Source organism: Sedimentibacter sp. B4, assembly GCF_000309315.1.
GTDB lineage: Bacteria > Bacillota > Clostridia > Tissierellales > Sedimentibacteraceae > Sedimentibacter > Sedimentibacter saalensis.
In genome coordinates this window covers 212,233-230,138 of the sequence record NZ_CANG01000038.1, presented here as the reverse complement: position 1 = coordinate 230,138, position 17,906 = coordinate 212,233, and the positions used below count along the sequence as shown (strand labels likewise).

General features: G+C 37.5%; 16 protein-coding genes and 2 riboswitches. Of the genes, 11 read left to right on the top strand and 5 right to left on the bottom strand.

The window, feature by feature from the left end:
* The first annotated feature begins 70 nt into the window (after positions 1 to 70).
* Positions 71 to 2,005, top strand: coding sequence for an LTA synthase family protein (locus BN358_RS08195; RefSeq protein ID WP_019228749.1), 1,935 nt, complete (start codon positions 71 to 73; stop codon positions 2,003 to 2,005).
* 32 nt (positions 2,006 to 2,037) lie between these two features.
* Here the strand turns inward: BN358_RS08195 and BN358_RS08190 are convergent, their stop codons facing one another.
* Positions 2,038 to 2,907 carry a hypothetical protein gene (locus BN358_RS08190; protein WP_019228748.1) on the bottom strand — a complete coding sequence of 290 codons (870 nt, stop codon included), beginning with the start codon at positions 2,905 to 2,907 and terminating at the stop codon, positions 2,038 to 2,040.
* Positions 2,908 to 3,065: 158 nt separating this feature from the next.
* Between BN358_RS08190 and BN358_RS08185 the strand changes: the two genes are divergently transcribed.
* Both BN358_RS08185 and BN358_RS08180 read left to right on the top strand, forming a co-directional pair.
* Complete coding sequence (locus BN358_RS08185; RefSeq protein ID WP_019228747.1) at positions 3,066 to 3,290, top strand: glutaredoxin family protein; 225 nt, start codon at positions 3,066 to 3,068, stop codon at positions 3,288 to 3,290.
* A gap of 118 nt (positions 3,291 to 3,408) precedes the next feature.
* Positions 3,409 to 4,476 carry a 1-aminocyclopropane-1-carboxylate deaminase/D-cysteine desulfhydrase gene (locus tag BN358_RS08180; protein ID WP_019228746.1) on the top strand — a complete coding sequence of 356 codons (1,068 nt, stop codon included), beginning with the start codon at positions 3,409 to 3,411 and terminating at the stop codon, positions 4,474 to 4,476.
* Positions 4,477 to 4,612: 136 nt separating this feature from the next.
* On the opposite strand, the gene BN358_RS08175 is transcribed toward BN358_RS08180, so the two are convergent.
* Positions 4,613 to 4,798 carry a DUF1858 domain-containing protein gene (locus BN358_RS08175; RefSeq protein ID WP_019228745.1) on the bottom strand — a complete coding sequence of 62 codons (186 nt, stop codon included), beginning with the start codon at positions 4,796 to 4,798 and terminating at the stop codon, positions 4,613 to 4,615.
* A 268-nt stretch (positions 4,799 to 5,066) separates the two neighbouring features.
* Between BN358_RS08175 and BN358_RS08170 the strand changes: the two genes are divergently transcribed.
* The 3 genes from BN358_RS08170 (at position 5,067) to pflA (ending at position 9,125) form a co-directional block, all read left to right on the top strand.
* Positions 5,067 to 6,005, top strand: a complete 939-nt coding sequence (locus tag BN358_RS08170; protein ID WP_019228744.1) for a hypothetical protein — start codon at positions 5,067 to 5,069, stop codon at positions 6,003 to 6,005.
* A 34-nt stretch (positions 6,006 to 6,039) separates the two neighbouring features.
* Positions 6,040 to 6,120, top strand: a riboswitch (ZMP/ZTP riboswitch).
* A gap of 43 nt (positions 6,121 to 6,163) precedes the next feature.
* Positions 6,164 to 8,392, top strand: coding sequence for a formate C-acetyltransferase (gene pflB / locus BN358_RS08165; RefSeq protein WP_019228743.1), 2,229 nt, complete (start codon positions 6,164 to 6,166; stop codon positions 8,390 to 8,392).
* Positions 8,393 to 8,396: 4 nt separating this feature from the next.
* Complete coding sequence (gene pflA / locus BN358_RS08160; RefSeq protein WP_019228742.1) at positions 8,397 to 9,125, top strand: pyruvate formate-lyase-activating protein; 729 nt, start codon at positions 8,397 to 8,399, stop codon at positions 9,123 to 9,125.
* 52 nt (positions 9,126 to 9,177) lie between these two features.
* On the opposite strand, the gene BN358_RS08155 is transcribed toward pflA, so the two are convergent.
* Positions 9,178 to 10,539: a short-chain fatty acid transporter gene (locus tag BN358_RS08155; RefSeq protein WP_019228741.1), complete on the bottom strand. Its 1,362-nt coding sequence runs from the start codon at positions 10,537 to 10,539 to the stop codon at positions 9,178 to 9,180.
* Between the two features lie 717 nt (positions 10,540 to 11,256).
* Positions 11,257 to 11,359, top strand: a riboswitch (SAM riboswitch).
* Between the two features lie 59 nt (positions 11,360 to 11,418).
* On the opposite strand from BN358_RS08155, the gene BN358_RS08150 reads away from it, so the two are divergent.
* The 5 genes from BN358_RS08150 to BN358_RS08130 all read left to right on the top strand — a co-directional run bounded on the left by BN358_RS08150 (position 11,419) and on the right by BN358_RS08130 (position 15,348).
* The gene (locus tag BN358_RS08150) at positions 11,419 to 11,892 is read left to right on the top strand and encodes a YbaK/EbsC family protein (protein ID WP_040582219.1); all 474 of its coding nucleotides are present in this window, start codon (positions 11,419 to 11,421) and stop codon (positions 11,890 to 11,892) included.
* Positions 11,893 to 11,923: 31 nt separating this feature from the next.
* On the top strand, positions 11,924 to 12,676 hold the full coding sequence (locus BN358_RS08145) for a ThiF family adenylyltransferase (RefSeq protein ID WP_019228739.1): 753 nt from the start codon (positions 11,924 to 11,926) through the stop codon (positions 12,674 to 12,676).
* Positions 12,677 to 12,689: 13 nt separating this feature from the next.
* On the top strand, positions 12,690 to 13,706 hold the full coding sequence (locus BN358_RS08140; protein ID WP_019228738.1) for a methionine ABC transporter ATP-binding protein: 1,017 nt from the start codon (positions 12,690 to 12,692) through the stop codon (positions 13,704 to 13,706).
* Entirely contained in the window at positions 13,696 to 14,358 is a 663-nt protein-coding gene (locus BN358_RS08135; protein WP_019228737.1) for a methionine ABC transporter permease, read from the top strand. Before BN358_RS08140 ends, BN358_RS08135 begins: the two co-directional genes overlap by 11 nt.
* 141 nt (positions 14,359 to 14,499) lie before the next feature.
* Entirely contained in the window at positions 14,500 to 15,348 is an 849-nt protein-coding gene (locus tag BN358_RS08130) for a MetQ/NlpA family ABC transporter substrate-binding protein (RefSeq protein WP_040582192.1), read from the top strand.
* Positions 15,349 to 15,546: 198 nt separating this feature from the next.
* Here BN358_RS08130 and BN358_RS08125 read toward each other — a convergent pair whose 3' ends face one another.
* Both BN358_RS08125 and BN358_RS08120 read right to left on the bottom strand, forming a co-directional pair.
* Positions 15,547 to 16,932 (bottom strand): FAD-binding oxidoreductase, encoded by a 1,386-nt coding sequence (locus BN358_RS08125; RefSeq protein WP_019228734.1) that lies wholly within the window; start codon positions 16,930 to 16,932, stop codon positions 15,547 to 15,549.
* The gene (locus tag BN358_RS08120; protein WP_019228733.1) at positions 16,923 to 17,906 is read right to left on the bottom strand and encodes an electron transfer flavoprotein subunit alpha/FixB family protein; all 984 of its coding nucleotides are present in this window, start codon (positions 17,904 to 17,906) and stop codon (positions 16,923 to 16,925) included. Before BN358_RS08120 ends, BN358_RS08125 begins: the two co-directional genes overlap by 10 nt.

Below are 17,906 nucleotides of genomic sequence, written 5' to 3'. Positions count from 1 at the left end.
CAGCAACTAAAAAAATAACCAGAAAGAAGTATAATCTTGAATGATCATTTGAAAAAAATAAGCACGAATATTGTTTTTTCCTGCATTGATTGTCTATTTTGAAACAATTCTTAAAATCTCATCATATGACAATGTATTTAATGCAGGCTATGTTTTTATGTGCCTTTTTTCGCTGCCTGCAGGTATTGTTTTTTTCATAGTAACATCAGCATTCAGTGAAAAATGGAACAAAATTATCTACGTTGCAGTTACATCCGTCCTCACATTTTATTATGCAGCACAGATGACTTATTTTAAAATATTTTCAACATTTGCAAGCCTTTACTTTTTCATAGGAGCAGGGAAGGCTGCTCAATTTATGGACGTCCTTGAAGATGCAGTGCTTAGAAATATTCACATGTTAATCCTCATGCTTATACCTTCAGCATTGTCTTTAATATTTGTTAAAAAAATGAAGTTCCCGAAAAGTAATTCAAGAAACATAAAGATTTCTGCTGCAACAGCCTTTTGCCTGCAGATTTTTGTTGTAATGCTGGTTTTATCTTCTGACAAGGGAATGTTAAGTTCCTCTTATCTTTACAGGGAAACATTTTTGGTGGTGGATTCTATTGACCGTTTTGGCCTTCTTACAACAGGAAGGCTTGATATTCAGAATATTCTGAAAAATTCAGAGGCTTTCGCCAGCGAATCCGAACCGGTAGTGAAAAAAGAAGTACCTGATGAGACAAATCCTGAGGAAAAAAATCCAATTGTTGAAGTTGAGGCGGAAGCTGAATATAACGTCATGGATATTGATTTTGCAGAATTAGCCTCCATTGAAGGCAACAAGGAAATCAAAGCAATGCATGAATATTTCGGTAACTTAAAGCCCACTGAAAAAAATAAATACACAGGAATGTTCAAAGGTAAAAATTTAATAATGATAACTGCCGAAGGTTTTTCTCCATATGCAGTGGATGAAAAGCTTACTCCCACCCTGTACAAAATGCAGCAGGAAGGTTTCAGATTCACTGACTTTTACACTCCACTGTGGGGAGTGAGCACCTCTGACGGAGAGTATGTGGCATGCACAAGCCTTCTGCCTAAGGAAGGAATATGGAGCTTTTATAAATCCTCCGAAAATTACATGCCTTTTGCCATGGGAAATCAGCTTAAAAATGTAGGCTATACTGCAAATGCCTATCACGACCATTATTTTGACTACTATTTCAGAAACCTGTCCCATCCAAATCTAGGATACACGTACAAGGGCCTTGGAAACGGACTTGATGTAACTGAAACATGGCCTGAGTCAGACATTGAGATGATGGAGCTTACAATTCCCGAATATATAGACAATCAGCCATTTCACACATACTATATGACTGTGAGCGGACATTTACAGTACACATTTTCAGGAAATTTCATAGCAAGCAAGAACCGTGCACTTGTGAAAGATCTTTCTTATTCTGAAAGGGTTAAGGCTTACCTTGCCTGCAACATAGAGCTTGACAGAGCAATGGAAAAATTGATAAAAAGTCTTGAAACAAAAGGAATAGCTGATGACACTCTCATCGCCATAAGCCCGGATCACTATCCATACGGTCTTGAAAAATCAGAAATAAGCGAGCTGGCAGGACATGAAATAAGTTCTGAGTTTGATCTGTATAAGGGAATTTTTATCCTTTGGTCTGAAGGAATGGAGCCTGTTGAAATAAACAAGACATGTTCAAGTCTGGACATCATACCGACATTATCCAACCTCATGGGTGTTGAATATGATTCAAGGCTTCTTATGGGAAGCGATATATTGTCCGATTCTCAACCTCTTGTAATGTTTTCTGACAGAAGCTGGGTAACTGATAAGGTATATTTTGATGCAAAGACGGGAACAGCAGCTGTGAAGGATGGTCAAAGCATAAATGATTCTTATGTGGAAGAAATTTCTTCCCAGGTAAAAGATAAGTTTAAATATGCAGCGAAAATTCTGGACGATGATTATTACAGCATAGTTCTTGAAAAATAAAAATAAAAGAAGTGCAGCAATGAGCTGCACTTTTATGTATTAATCACTCTGAGGCTATAAGAACTGCTTGATGGACACTGTGTGTACTCTGAGTTGTTTATGCAGTTTGAATTCAGCTTGTTTCTAAGCATGGTTCCAGATTCTTTATTAAAATCGCTTCTGAGTTTAACCATGTATCCTATGCGTCTTGTTTCTGCAGGCTGAAGTGTTCCCACATCCCATTTAATAACGGTCTTTCCATTGAACTTGTAGACATTTCTTGGTTCTAAGTTGCATGAATCAGCAACAAACTCAAGCCCGTCGTCTAAAATGCTCCTTATGTATACGCTTCTTGCAACATCATATTGTCCTGTGCAGCAGTGGACATAAAACTTTGTGGTTTCTCCGGGCCCTATGCTTTCTTCCTGGCAGATAACTTTCATTTCATAATCGTGAGCAGATGATGAAGCGCTGCAGGAATCAACATTTTCTCCTTCTATTAAATGGGCAAAGAAGTTTATTTTTTCTTTATGAGGTATTTTATCACCGGAATTTTCAACACTCCCTGTAGTATATCTGTCGCAGAGAGCAACATTAAATGAGAGGACGTTTGTTGAGCCGGGGGATAAAATGAAGTTATTAGCAAAAATTATACAATTGTTATTTCCAAGCAGGGCGTTGGGTTCAACCACAATTAACTTGCTTTTTAAGGATTCATCCGGTCCTTCCAGGCTGAAGTTTTTAAGGTATCTTATTCCGTTTCCTAATGTTGAGCTAAAGGAGCAAATTTTAGAATTTTCACCGATGTTTGAAAATTTGATTTTAATATTGTAAATGCCTGATGGAACAAATGAACTGTCAGGAATACCTGCTCCTTTCAGTATTTTGTCCGGAGCATCTATAGAAATAGTACATTCTTTCATTAAATCATTCCTTTCATATATAATGCGCATAGTTTATTTTATTCCGCAGAGTTCATTTTGTGAAAAAATTATAATTAAATTATGGAGTTTTGGCATAATTTATGTTAAAATTACTTACAATTAATAGTGATAAAATTACAAAAAAACAGGAGGCTAGTATGAAAAATATAAAAATTTACTCAAGCAATACATGTTCTAATTGTACTGCTGCAAAGGAATACCTGAAAGAAAAAGGATATGAGTACGAGGAAAAAAATGTTTCAACAGACCAGGCTGCTAAAAAAGAGCTCATTTCCATGGGATACATGGGTGTTCCTGTAATTATGATTGATGAAGATGTTGTTGTGGGATTCAACAAGAGCAAGTTGGACGAATTGTTATAACAATCAATAAGGGTATGCCTAGCGCTGCCCTCTGTTTTTATAAATCAGGAAAGCCTTTTTATATAAAACGAGTGGTCGGCCTTAACTTTAGGGAAGCGTAGCAATTTTAGGAGGATATATGAAGCTGGAAAATATGGAAAAGATAACTACGGGTTTTTACAACACACCAATTCACAAGCTTGAAAACTTAAGCAGGAAATACGGCATTAATATATACATCAAGAGAGATGACCTTACGGGATATGCAACAGGAGGAAACAAGCTTAGAAAGTTAGACTATTTGTTAAAGGATGCCTTGGACAAGGAGTGCACAGTCCTTCTTACATACGGAGGACAGCAGACGAACCACGGCAGGCTTACTGCAGCTGTGGCAGCCAGGTTCGGTCTCAGATGCGGAATTATAATGGATGGACCTGCCCCAAAGAAAGCATCAGGAAACCTGATTCTTGACAAGATGATGGGCGCTGATTTGTTTTTCATGGACGACACAAGTTTTAAGGATGAGCAGCCGGACGTAAAGGCAGATAAATACAAGCAGCTTGTGGACAAAACTACTGCTGAAGTAGTGAAGATGTATGAGGATCAGGGTGAAAAAGTATACATGATTCCCATAGGTGGAAGTTCTCCTTTAGGAGCAGCAGGATATGTCATGGCTGCAAAGGAAATAAAAGACCAGCTTGAAGAAATGAAAGTAAAAATAGATTATGTATTCACAGGATTTGGTTCAGTGGGAACATACGGCGGATTGTACTTAGGTGCAAAATATTTTAATGCCGGTTTTGAACCAATTGGAATAAGCATATCTCACAAAAATGAAGAGGAACTGCAGGAAAAGATTCATTATATACAAGAAACAAGCGATTATCTTGAACTGGGAATAGATGTTTCAAGAGACGACTTGTGGATTGAAGAAGGTTATGTTGGAATATCCTACAATATTCCGGATCCAGTAACAAGAAAATACATGTATATGATGGCAAGAGAAGAAGCTATAATTCTTGATGCATGCTACACTGGAAAAGTTTTCAGAGGAATGATAGAAATGATTCATGAGGGAAAAATATCCAAGGATAAAAATGTAATGCTTCTGCACACAGGAGGAATACCCGGAATATTTTCAGACAGCCATTCTCAAGCCATGCAGGAAGAACTTTGGGGAGAAGTTCAAAAAGAATTTAATCTTTAAAATGATCAATTAACAAAAATTTACATACTAACAATCTGAAATGTGTAAATAATAGTATCATAAGCAAACATGAAACAGCTGTTTAATTGATTGCTTTTCAAATAAAAAACCGGCTTTTTAAAGCCGGTTTTTGCATCTATTTATTTAATGCAGCCAGTAAATGATCAAGATTCATGCCATGAACAGCTGCAGCTTCTTCTAATGTTTCCATTTGAGCTCCAGGACATCCAACGCATCCCATTCCGTGAGCCATTAATATTTCAGCAGCTTCAGGTCTTGCATTTATTACTTCGCGGATTACCATGTCTTTTGTAATAGCCATTGCAACTTCCTCCTTTAGTTAGTACATACTTTATATCATTATACATTAGGTTATAAATATATTCAACAAAATAATTTTTAAGAACCAGGTAAATATTTTGTTAAATCATGCAAAGTGCCAAAAAAATTAGCAACGTATTCCTGTTTTGAGAAGCTAAAAACTGTTTGAATAGACAATTGATGTATGATATAATTTAAAAAGTTATGAAGCTGATATACTGTTTAGGTTGACATATGACTATGAACAGATATACAAAGGAGAAACTAATATGCATTGTGAATATAATGAAAAGATCAGTTACATGAAAGAATGTATTCAGAAAAAGAATAAGTTGAAGGGACTTTTAAAACAGACAGAGCAGGACATGATCAGAGAGAAGCTTCTCTTGAACAAACTTGCAAGCGACATTGAAAAGCAAAATCAGGATGTTTTAAAAATTGAATCGACTAATACAACTTCATTATTTTACGCCATATTAGGAGACAAGGAAGAAGATCAGACAAAGGAAAGACAGGAACTGTTGAAAGCCAGGCTCAGATATGACCAGTGCATACATAATGTTGAGTACCTTGCTGAAGAATCAAAAAGGCTTGTTGACGAAATAGCTGAAATAGATGGTTGTGAAGCTGACTATGAAGATCTTATAAACAAAAAGCTTGAAAAAATACACATTGAAGCAAAAGAAACCGGAGAAGAGATTAAGAAGCTCATAAAACGCAAGGAAGGCATGAAAGCAAACATCAAGGAAATTGATGAGGCGATTGCTTCCGGAGAAGAAGCCTTGAATTCTGTGGAAAAAACAATCTACAAACTTGAACGAGCAGAAGGTTGGGGAACTACAGATGTTAAAGGACACATTATGAGATCTGCTTCAGAAAACATAAGTCCAGTTGATGAGGCTAGAAAATACGCTGAAGAATCTCAGAGAATGCTCAGTCGTTTCAAAAAAGAAATTTCTGACATTATAATGATTACAGGATCTGAAATTTCTGTGACTTCATTTGATACTTTTGCTGATTATTTTTTTGATGGGCTCATTTATGACTGGGTAGTGCTGTCTGACATAGGTAAGTCACTTGATACTGTAAAGAACATAAAAAATCAGACAGATAAGGCTATGTCTAAGTTGTATGAGGAAAAAGTAACTGAAGAATTCATGATAAACCAAATAGAAGAGCAAATAAACCGCATCATAGAAAATGCATAAAAATATTGACAAGAAAAATAAATTAATGTAATATAAGTTATCACATGACTGGCGGAATTGTGGGTCACCACGAGGGAGTGTGAAAATTTAAAAGTCGACCGCCTGGGCTGCGTCCAGGTGGTTTTTTTGTATTCCTGGACAATTTCTTAGGAGGAACAATGAAAGAAGCGTGGAAAAGTTTTAAAGGTGGCAACTGGACAAAGGAAATTGATGTAAGGGATTTTATACAGAAAAACTATAAGCCCTATGAAGGAAACGAAGATTTTTTAAGCGTGCCAACTGAAAGAACAAGAAACTTGTTCCAAAAGGCATCTGCTCTCATGAAGGAAGAACTTCAAAAGGGAGTTCTTGATATTGACACTGAACATATTTCAGGAATTGATAATTTTGCTCCAGGGTATCTGGATAAACAAAATGAAATTATTGTAGGATTTCAGACGGATGCTCCTTTAAAAAGGATGCTTAATCCATTTGGAGGAATAAGGATGGTTGAACAGTCCCTGGAAGCTTACGGTTATACTGCACCTCAGGAACTATTGGATGTATTCCACAAGTACAGAAAAACTCACAATCAAGGAGTATTTGATGTATACACTCCTGAAATTAAAAATGCAAGAAGCGTGGGACTTTTAACAGGGCTTCCCGATGCATACGGAAGAGGAAGGATAATCGGTGATTTCAGAAGAATTGCCCTTTACGGAACAGATATTTTAATAGAAAAGAAAAAAGAAGAATATAGTAATATAACTTTGCCCATGAATGAAGAAAACATAAGGGCAAGAGAAGAAATTATGGAACAAATAAGAGCCCTGAAACAGATGAAGTCAATGGCCGCAAAATACGGCTCAGACATATCAAGACCTTCTGAAAATGCAAAGGAAGCTGTACAGGCTGTATACTTTGGATATCTTGCAGGAGTAAAGGAAAACAATGGAGCTGCTATGTCTCTGGGAAGAGTGAGCACGTTTCTTGACATTTATATTGAAAAGGATGTTTGTGAAGGAACTTTATCTGAAACAGAGGCTCAGGAAATCATAGACCAGTTTGTGCTTAAATTGAGAATGGTAAGACATTTGAGGACTCCTGAATACAATGAACTGTTTGCAGGAGACCCTAACTGGGTGACAGAATCCCTTGGAGGAATGGGTCTTGACGGAAGGACACTGGTTTCAAAGACAACTTTCAGATTTCTTCACACATTAACTAATTTGTCATCGGCACCTGAACCTAACATGACGGTTCTTTGGTCAAACAATTTACCGGAAGAGTTTAAAAAATACTGCTCAAAAATGTCCATTGAAACATCTGCCATTCAATATGAAAATGACGATATAATGCGTACAATGCACGGAGATGATTACGGCATAGCGTGCTGCGTTTCTGCTATGAGGATAGGAAAGGACATGCAGTTTTTCGGAGCGAGATGCAACCTTGCAAAGTCGCTTCTCATGTCAATAAACGGGGGCATTGATGAAAAAAGTAATATCAAGGTCATTGACAACATTAAAAAAATCGATTCAGAAGTTTTAAATTATGAAGAAGTATTGGAAAACTACAAAAAAGTCATGGAATATGTTGCAAAACTTTATGTAAACACAATGAACATAATCCATTACATGCATGACAAATACGCTTATGAAGCAGGCCTCATGGCTCTTCACGACTACAATGTGGGGAGGCTTATGGCATTTGGAGTGGCAGGTCTTTCCATAGTGGCAGATTCTCTGAGCGCAATAAAGTATGCACAGGTTAAACCAATCAGAGATGAAGACGGAATAGCTGTTGATTTCAAAATCGAAGGGGATTTTCCAATGTACGGCAATGATGATGACAGAGTTGACCTTATTGCTGAAGAAATACTGGAATTTTTCTCAAAAGAACTTAAGAAACACCAGACATACAGAAACGCTCACCACACACTTTCGGTTCTTACAATCACTTCAAACGTTGTGTATGGAAAGAAAACAGGAGCCACTCCAGATGGAAGAAAATCAGGGGAGCCCTTTGCTCCGGGAGCAAATCCAATGAACGGAAGAGATAAAAGCGGCATACTTGCATCTCTAAATTCAGTGGCAAAATTAAAGTACAAAAATGTATGCGAAGATGGAATATCAAACACATTCACAGTTGTTCCCGAAACTCTGGGAAAACTTGAAAGGCACAGAATAGACAACCTTGCAAACATACTGGATGGATATTTTGTGCAAGATGCCCATCACATAAATGTTAATGTCATGAACCGCCACACATTGTACGATGCAATGGAAAATCCGGACAAATACCCAAATCTTACAATACGTGTTTCAGGATATGCCGTTAACTTCAACAGGCTCACAAGAGAACAGCAGATGGATGTTATAGGCAGGACGTTCCACGACAGGATGTGATGAAGTGCAGGAAGGATATATACATTCAATAGAAACTTTAGGTACTCTGGACGGCCCCGGTATACGCATGGTTGTATTTTTTCAGGGTTGCAGACTAAGGTGCGCTTACTGCCACAATCCTGACACCTGGGCCTTTAGGAAAGGAATAAGTACAACGGCTGAAATAATAGTTGAGAAAGCCAAAAGATACAAGCCCTATTTTAAATTTAATGACGGAGGAGTAACTTTCTCAGGAGGAGAGCCTCTCATGCAGCCGGAGTTCCTGCTGGAATGCCTTAAGCTGTGCAAAAGGGAAGGAATTCATACGGTTCTGGACACTGCAGGTGTAGGTATGGGTGATTATGAAGAAATTCTCAATTACACAGATTTGGTTATTCTTGACATAAAGCATTCAAATTCTATAAAGTACAAAGATATCACAGGTATGGATATAGGATGTTACAATGAATTCAAAGAAGCGTTGATTAGAAATAAGAATGATATTTGGATAAAGCATGTTGTAACGCCGGGAATCAATGACAACTTAAATGACATGAGGGAATTTGAAAAGGAAGTGATTACATTTCCAGATGATATGGTCAAAAAGGTTGAACTTTTGCCCTATCACACCCTTGGAGTGTACAAATACAGCGAATTAAACGTAGCATACAGGCTTGAAGGCGTTGAACCATTGCCGAAGGAGAAACTTGATGAATTGAAGAACTGCCTTTCAATTGAAAAGCTTGTAAGATAGAAAAAGTTAAAAAAGCTGTCCGGCAATGCCGAGACAGCTTTTAATTTTACTTCTAGAAAATCAGGAATCCTGCTGATATAATAATACCGCTGAATAACAGGGTAATTACGCAATATCCCATAACGTCTTTTGCATTCAAACCAGCTATGGAAAGTGCAGGCAATGCCCAGAAAGGCTGTACCATGTTTGTCCATGCATCTCCCCAAGCAATAGCCATTGCAGTCTTAGCCGGGTCAACTCCGAGAGCATGACCAGCAGGCATCATTATAGGAGCCTGTACTGCCCATTGTCCTCCGCCTGAAGGAACGAAGAAGTTAACAATACCTGCACTTAAGAATGAGAACAGCGGGAAAGTCACATTGTTTGAAATGCTTACAAAACCGTTGGATATAACACCAGCAAGAGATATACCTGTTTCAGGATTTGCACCAACCATCATTCCCATTATTCCTGCATAGAACGGGAACTGCAATATGATTCCGGCAGCACTGGCAGCAGCTTCATTAACTGCGTCAATGTAATTTCTAAGGTTTCCATGGAGAAGTACTCCAACAAACAGGAATATGAAGTTTACAAAGTCAAGACTTAAGTTCAAACCAACCTTAGTGAAGTTGTAAACTATATATACAAAACCAAATGCCAAAGTGATTATCCATAAAATTTTGCTTCGTTCCATTTTATCTGCTGGAGAAAATTTGCTTGCATCTTCAGAACGAGCTTCTTTTTCAACTAATAATACAGGGTCAACTTCAACTGTATGTTCTTTGTCAGGTATCATAGCCTTGCATACAAATGGAAGACCAAATATTATAATTCCTGAAATAAATAAGTTCATAGGTGAGAATATAGTATTGCTTGTTGCTATAGTAAATGTGCCGTCAAATATTGTAGGAGCTACTTTTTCAAGAGCGCCCGGGTTAGCTACTTGAAGCGGAATAGATCCGGAAATTCCACCGTGCCATACGACGAAACCTGAATAGGCTGTTGCAATTAAAAGTCTGTAGTCAATTCCCTTTACTTCTTTGGCGATTTCTCTTGCTAGTAAAGCACCTATTACAAGACCAAATCCCCAGTTAATCCAGCATGCTACAACTGATACAAAAGCAGTAATCATAATTCCTCTTACAGGTGTTTTAGCGGCTTTTGCTATCTTTTTAAGCAAGTTTTTGAAAACTTTGGCCTGAGCCATTGCACTTCCAAGTACAAGAACCAAGACCATTTGCATAGTAAATGAAAGTAATCCGAAAAATCCTTTTGGTCCTGCCCAGTGCAGAATCATTTGAAATGGTGATTGTCCTGTTAAAGTCACACCGCCGATAAATGTGATGATTGTCAGAACAATAGCAAAAATAAATGCGTCTGGCAGGTATTTGTTCATAACATATACACAGCCGTTTGTGAATTTTTTAAACATAAAAATTCCTCCTAAATTTTTATTGTATTGGCAATTGCCATTACATTCATATGTAACTCATCATGAAACTTAGATTAAATGAACCACAGTAATTTTATTACTATACTGAATTTAATTCAACCTTATTGAATGTTCCAATTTATTGTTAATGATTAGCAAAGTTGTTAAAAATGTATCAAAAGTGTGTTTATCTTAATAAAGCTCCATTTTTCTCTGCGGAGCTGACAGTTGTTTAACAATTCATAATAATTTTTTATCTTTTTCGAGCATTTGATACGAAAAAAATCTGATTTTGAAGAATAATGAGGAAAAAATTACATTAATATATATAACGGTATAAATAATCAAACGTTTGCACGTCTTAATACATTCAAATGCTAAAAAATGCAGTTGTATCAATGAAGTTATATTTCGTTAAAATTATGTATCTTTTTCTACAGTAATTTTATGCATATATTTGATATAAATGATAAGCAAAATTTTTATATTAATTATATATTACAATCGACGAATGTCCAGGAATGTTTAACAATGATGCAAATAAAATACGCCCTTGAAACAACTAAAATCTATAAATTGTAAAAGGCTGATATTTCACTACTTGATTTTTAAAATGACGTATATGAAATAAATATTTGAAAAAAATTAAAATTTACCATTGACAAATAATTTTGTATGGTATAAAGTAGTCACAACGTTAATCAATTAAATAAAAACTTCTTATCAAGAGAGACGGAGGGATCGGCCCTGTGATGTCTCGGCAACCTGCAGTATGCTGAAAGGTGCTAATTCCGACAAAGGATTCTTTGGGAGATGAGGAGACGGTATATGTATATTGCCCTCTCTTTGTAGAGGGTTTTTATTTTAGGAGGCTTAATGATGTCTGTAGAAACAGTAAGAATTTATTTAAAGCAATTCAACAAGGATAAAGATATTCTTGAAATGGATGAATCAACTGCAACAGTGGAACTGGCTGCTCGAACTCTTGGAACGGCAGAAGCAAGAATAGCAAAATCACTGTCATTTTACAACGGCGATGGTGCAATGGTTATAGTGGTTGCAGGAGATGCAAAAATAGACAACAAGAAGTTCAAGGATGAATTTGGATTCAAGGCAAAAATGCTTGCCCCGGAGGATACAGTAAAATATACAGGTCATGCCATAGGCGGTGTTTGTCCATTTGCTCTATCTGAAAATGTTGATGTCTACCTGGATGATTCCATGAAAAGATTTGAAACAATGTTTCCTGCTTGCGGAAGCAGCAATTCTGCAATTGAACTTACGCTGGATGAGCTGGAAAAAACATCAAGAAGCAAAAAATGGATTGACGTGTGCAAAAATTGGGAACAATAACTTTAATTAAAATATAAATCGGGAAGGTAATATGTTAAACGAATTTTCAAGAACACAGCTTTTGTTGGGCGAAGAAGCCATGGAAAAGTTAAAAAATGCTAAGGTTGCCATATTCGGAATAGGCGGAGTAGGGTCATATGTTGCAGAAGCCCTGGCAAGGAGCGGAGTGGGAAACTTTGTGCTGTTTGATGACGACAAAGTGTGTCTTACAAACATAAACAGGCAATTAATTGCAACAAGAAAAACAATTGGAAGAAAAAAAGTTGAAGTTATGGCTGAAAGGATACTTGATATAAATCCAAAAGCCAATGTTGAAACAAATGAATGCTTTTATATGCCAGACAATGCAGATGACTATGATTTGTCATCATATGACTATGTGGTAGATGCCATTGACACTGTTACGGCAAAGCTTGAGCTCGTAGTGAGAGCCAATGCTGCAGGAGTTCCAATCATGAGTAGCATGGGAGCAGGAAACAAGCTGGATCCAACAAAGTTTGAAGTGACGGACATATACAAGACATCCATGGATCCTCTGGCAAAAGTAATGCGAAGTGAACTTAAAAAAAGAGGAATTAAAAAATTAAAAGTTGTTTATTCAAAAGAAAAACCTATAATACCAATGGACAGCGGAGAAAACAGCTGTAAAACAGGCTGTGTCTGCCCTCCTGGCACAACAAGAAAATGCACATCAAGAAGAGCAATACCAGGGAGTGTTTCCTTTGTTCCTTCTGTAGCAGGACTTATTATCGCAGGCGAGGTAGTGAAGGATATAATAGCTTAAAGGAGGAAACATCGTGGGGACAACTCCATTAATTAAATTAGTAGATTTAGAAAAAAAATATATAAGCCAGAACAATACGGTGACAGCTCTTTCCGAAATAAACCTTGACATACTCAAGGGAGACATATTCGGAATAATAGGAATGAGCGGCGCGGGAAAAAGCACACTTGTCAGATGCATAAATTTTCTGGAAAAGCCAACGGTTGGAACAGTTATAATAGGGGACAAGGATTTATCCCTGTTGAGCGACAAGGAGCTAAGAAGTGTAAGACAGGAAATAGGAATGATTTTTCAGCAGTTTAATCTACTCATGCAGAGAAATGTTGAAGACAATATTTGCTTTCCTCTTGAAATAAGCGGAATGAGCAAAAGCGAAGGAAGAAAAAGAGCCTCGGAGCTTCTGGAACTTGTAGGACTTTCTGACAAGAAAAAATCATATCCTTCGCAGCTAAGCGGCGGACAAAAGCAAAGAGTTGCCATTGCAAGAGCGCTGGCTACAAATCCTGACATACTTCTTTGCGACGAGGCTACCAGCGCCCTGGACCCTACTACAACCCGCTCAATATTGGGGCTTTTGAAGGATATCAATAAGAAACTTGGAATTACAATAATTATCATAACTCATGAAATGGCAGTAGTAGAGGAAATATGCAATCAGGTTGCAATAATTGACAACGGCAGATTGGCAGAAACCGGAAAAGTTGAAGAAGTATTTTCAAAACCAAAGACTGATGCAGCAAAAAAACTTGTATATCACAGCAGCAATGCAGTAAATGAAATGACCGGAAAAAGATGCATAAGAATTGTATTCGACGGAAAATCATCCTTTGAGCCTGTTATAGCAAACATGGTTTTGGAATGCAGGGCTCAGGTTAACATATTGTTTGCAGACACAAGAGACATAAATGGACAGGCATTCGGACAAATGGTCCTTCAGCTGCCTGAAGACGAAATTATATCAGATAAAATTATACATTATCTCAAAAGCAAAAATGTAAATGTAGAGGAGTTGGTTGATTATGTTGGATAATACTACTGTGACAATGCTTATTGAAGGAACAATCGACACTCTATATATGACATTTGTTTCAACCATATTTGCATATATATTTGCCTTTCCCATTGGAATTGCATTGGTTGTTACTAAAAAAGACGGTTTGCGCCCCATGGGACTTTTTAATAGAATTTTGGATGTTACAGTAAATATCGGTCGTTCAATACCATTTTTAATACTATTGATTGCAGTTATACCTTTGACAAAACTCATTGCCGGTAAAAGTTACGGTTCAACTGCCACAATAGTTCCATTGGTAATTGCATCAACACCGTTTATTGCAAGGCTCATAGAATCATCTCTTCAAGAGGTTGATAATGGAGTAATAGAAGCAGCTCAAAGCATGGGTGCTTCTCTTTCGACAATAATTTTTAAAGTATTGGTTCCGGAAGCAAAATCTTCTCTCATTGTTGGAGGAACAATTGCAATAGGAACAATCCTCAGCTACTCTGCCATGGCAGGAGTTGTTGGAGGAGGAGGACTGGGAGACATAGCCATACAGTATGGATATTACAGGTATCAAAAAGAAATAATGCTGATTACCGTAATACTGTTGATAATACTTGTGCAGATTCTGCAGTCCATAGGAATGAAAATCGCTAAAAAAACGGATAAAAGAGTTGTTTAGTCAAAATTATAGTTAACAAGTACAAGAAATACAAGATATGATGTTCAGGTCGTACCCGGGAGAAAGATCCGTTCATATATTCATAATTTCAAAGTACTCAATATAAAAGACATAAGGAGAAAATTATGAAAAACATTAAAAATTATTTTATTATTAGTAGTTGCAGCACTTGCTCTTGGAGCAGCAGGCTGTCAGAAAAAAGAAGAAGCACCTGCAGAAAAGCCTGCAGCCGAAACACCTGCAGCTGACACTGCAGAACTTAAAAAGATCACAGTTGCTGCCACAGCAGTGCCACACGCAGAAATATTGGAACAAGTTAAGGAAGACCTCAAGGCTGAAGGCTATGAACTTGAAATAGTAGTATTTTCAGATTATGTACAGCCAAACCTTGTAGTTGAAGCAGGAGACATCGATGCAAACTTCTTTCAGCACAAACCATACCTGGATGATTTCAACAAAGAAAACAAAACAAACATTGTTCCTGTAGCTGTTGTTCACTATGAGCCTCTTGGAATATATCCTGGAAAGTCAAATGACCTTTCAAACATTCCTGACGGAGCTTCAATTGCAGTTCCAAATGATACAACAAATGAAGCAAGAGCTCTTCTGCTTCTTGAAGCAAACGGACTTATTAAAGTTAAAGAAGGCGCAGGACTCTCTGCAACAAAAAACGACATAGTTGAAAATTCTCACAATCTTGAAATTGTAGAGCTTGAAGCTGCACAGGTAGCAAGAGTTGCAGGGGAAACAGATTTCGTTGTATTAAACGGAAATTACGCCCTTGACGCAGGATTTAATGTTGCAACTGATGCCCTTGCTAAAGAAGAACAGGATTCAGAAGCAGCTCAGGTTTATGCAAACATCCTTTGTGTAAAAGCAGGCAATGAAGAAAGAGAAGATATTAAAGCTTTGATTGAAGTATTAAAAAGCGATAAAATTAAATCATACATTGCAGAAACTTACAAAGGTGCAGTTATAGCAATGGACTAATAAACAAAAATAACACCTGATGTGTTATTAGGTTGATGACTAAGTAACTTTTGACGTTGTCATTCTGAGAGCTTGCTCGAAGAATCTCATGTTTTAAAGATGAGATCCTTCACTATCGTTCAGGATGACAGCGTCGGGGTTTGTCAACAGTCTGACATGATCAGGTGTTATTTTTTTATATTAATCTTTGGGCGATGATTAAACTTCTATAACTGTTCCTGGATTTAAAATGTTGTTAGGGTCGAACAGTTTTTTTATTCCTCTCATTAAATCAAGCTCAGTGGAGGATTTTTGTAACTTCAGGTCATTGATTCTTAGTTTTCCGATTCCATGTTCACCGGTAATTGTTCCGTTGTACTTGAAGCATGTTTTGAATATTTTTTCTTTCAACTCCTCAGCGTAAGGTGGCATTTTTCCATCAACAAGCACAATGTCGCTGTGTATGTTGCCATCGGCAATGTGGGCTGTGATATTTGTTATGGTGTTGTATTCCTCAGCCAGTGATTTAAGTTCTTTGAGGTATGCAGGAACATCAGCAACTGCAACAGCAGTGTCGAAAGAATGGCCTATGATATCCTTTATGAGCTCGTAGTGCTGGCTTCTTATTAATAACAATTCATCCTGTTCGCTCTTCTTGCCTGCAAACAATGTTTCGTATGAATTGTTCTTTTCGCATATATCATTTATGAGACTGCATGTTTCATAAAGTGCAGCTTCTGTTTTTTCTGATATGATTATCATGAGGTCTGCATTTCCTTTTTCAGCCTGCCACTGTGTGCCCAGCATTTTTGCAGTGTCAACAAAAAGATGTTTGTCCTGATATTCCACAGCCAGTGGTGTAGCTCCGCTTTTTAATATTTCAAGAACCGCTCTTGATGCATTATCAAAGCTTTCAAAGGGTGCAATTATTGTTGCTGAATACTTATCCTTGGGATAAATTTTAAGTATTATTTTTGTGACAACAGCCAGTGTTCCTTCGCTTCCTATAATAAGCTGCATGAGATTGTAGCCTGCGTTGTTTTTTATGAGCTTCCCTCCAAGCTCCATGATTTCACCTGATGGAAGAACAACTTCCATTCCCTGAATGTGCTTGCGCATTACGCCGTGTTTTACAGCACGGGCTCCTCCGGCATTTGTAACTGCCATGCCTCCCATCTGTGCTCCTTCATCCCCAGGGTGGACAGGAAATCCTACGCCTTCGTGGTTTTCTAGTTCTTCAAGGAGATCATAAAGCGTTACTCCGGCTTCAAGTACGGCCACCATGTTGTCTTCATCAATTTCAATGATTTTATTAAGCCTTTCAGTTGAAAGAATTATGCTTTCTCTTACAGGAGTGCAGGCTCCGCAAAGACCGGTTCCTCCTCCTCTTACAACCACCACAATATTGTGTTCATTTGCATACTTCATTATTTTAGAAATTTCATCAGTGTTTTTAGGCTTTACAACAATGGAATTTTCATTGGCTTCAGGCCTCATTGCCATTTCAACCTGGTCATACATATATGAAATTTTCTGGGACGGATTAGTGATTACGTAATCTTCACCAACAATACCGATTAATTCATTTACAGTTTTTAATTCCATGGTTCCTCCTGTGACAAATCTCTTATGAGCTGAGGTATAATTTCATAAATATCTCCCACATAGCCGTAGTCTGCTATGGAAAAAATAGGGGCTGATGGGTCAGAGTTTATTGCTATTATGGTTCCTGATTCTTTCATACCCGCCAGATGCTGAGGTGCTCCGGATATACCGCAGGCTATATAGACTTTTGGTTTTACACGGTTTCCGCTGTATCCAACCTGAAAGGCGCTTGATACCATGCCTGCATCAACTAATGCTCTGGATGCTCCCATTACTCCGCCTATTGTATCTGCAAGATCCTGAATCATTTTCAGATCTTCTTTTTTTCTTATGGCTCTGCCTGCTGCCACAACTATTTGAGCTTCAGTTATGTCGTCTTTTTCATCGGAAAATATTCTAAGAATTTCAGATTGTGGATAGCTGTCCATGTATGGCTTCATTTCAACAATATTTATTTTTGCATCTACATCTATTTCAGCTTCAGAAAATTCCTTGTATCTTATGGTTGCAATCTGAGGATAAGTTACAGTCTTTATATGAGCAAGTATGTTGTCGCTGAACGCAGGACGTATTTGTATGAGATTTCCGTCTTCATCAATTTTTAAATCCGTACAGTCTGCCGTAAGTCCTGTCTTTAATGCTGCTGCAATTCTAGGGGCCAGGGAACGTCCGAAGTTGGTTGCTCCTATTAGAACCATTTTAGGCTTGTGTTCATTTATGAAATCAACAATGTTTTTCTTGTAAAGATATTCTTCGGGATTAGAAAAAACATCTGATTTTATGTAATATACAGTTTCTGCTCCTCTTTGATTAAGCTCTTTTAAGTCAATTCCTGCGGGGCCAACCATAAGACAGCTGATTGGTTCATGCAGCTCTTTTGCCAGTTCCTTAGCCTTTCCAAGGAGCTCATAACTAATTTTGTGAATGGAACCATTTTTATGTTCTGCTAAAACTAATATTCCAACATTGTCCAT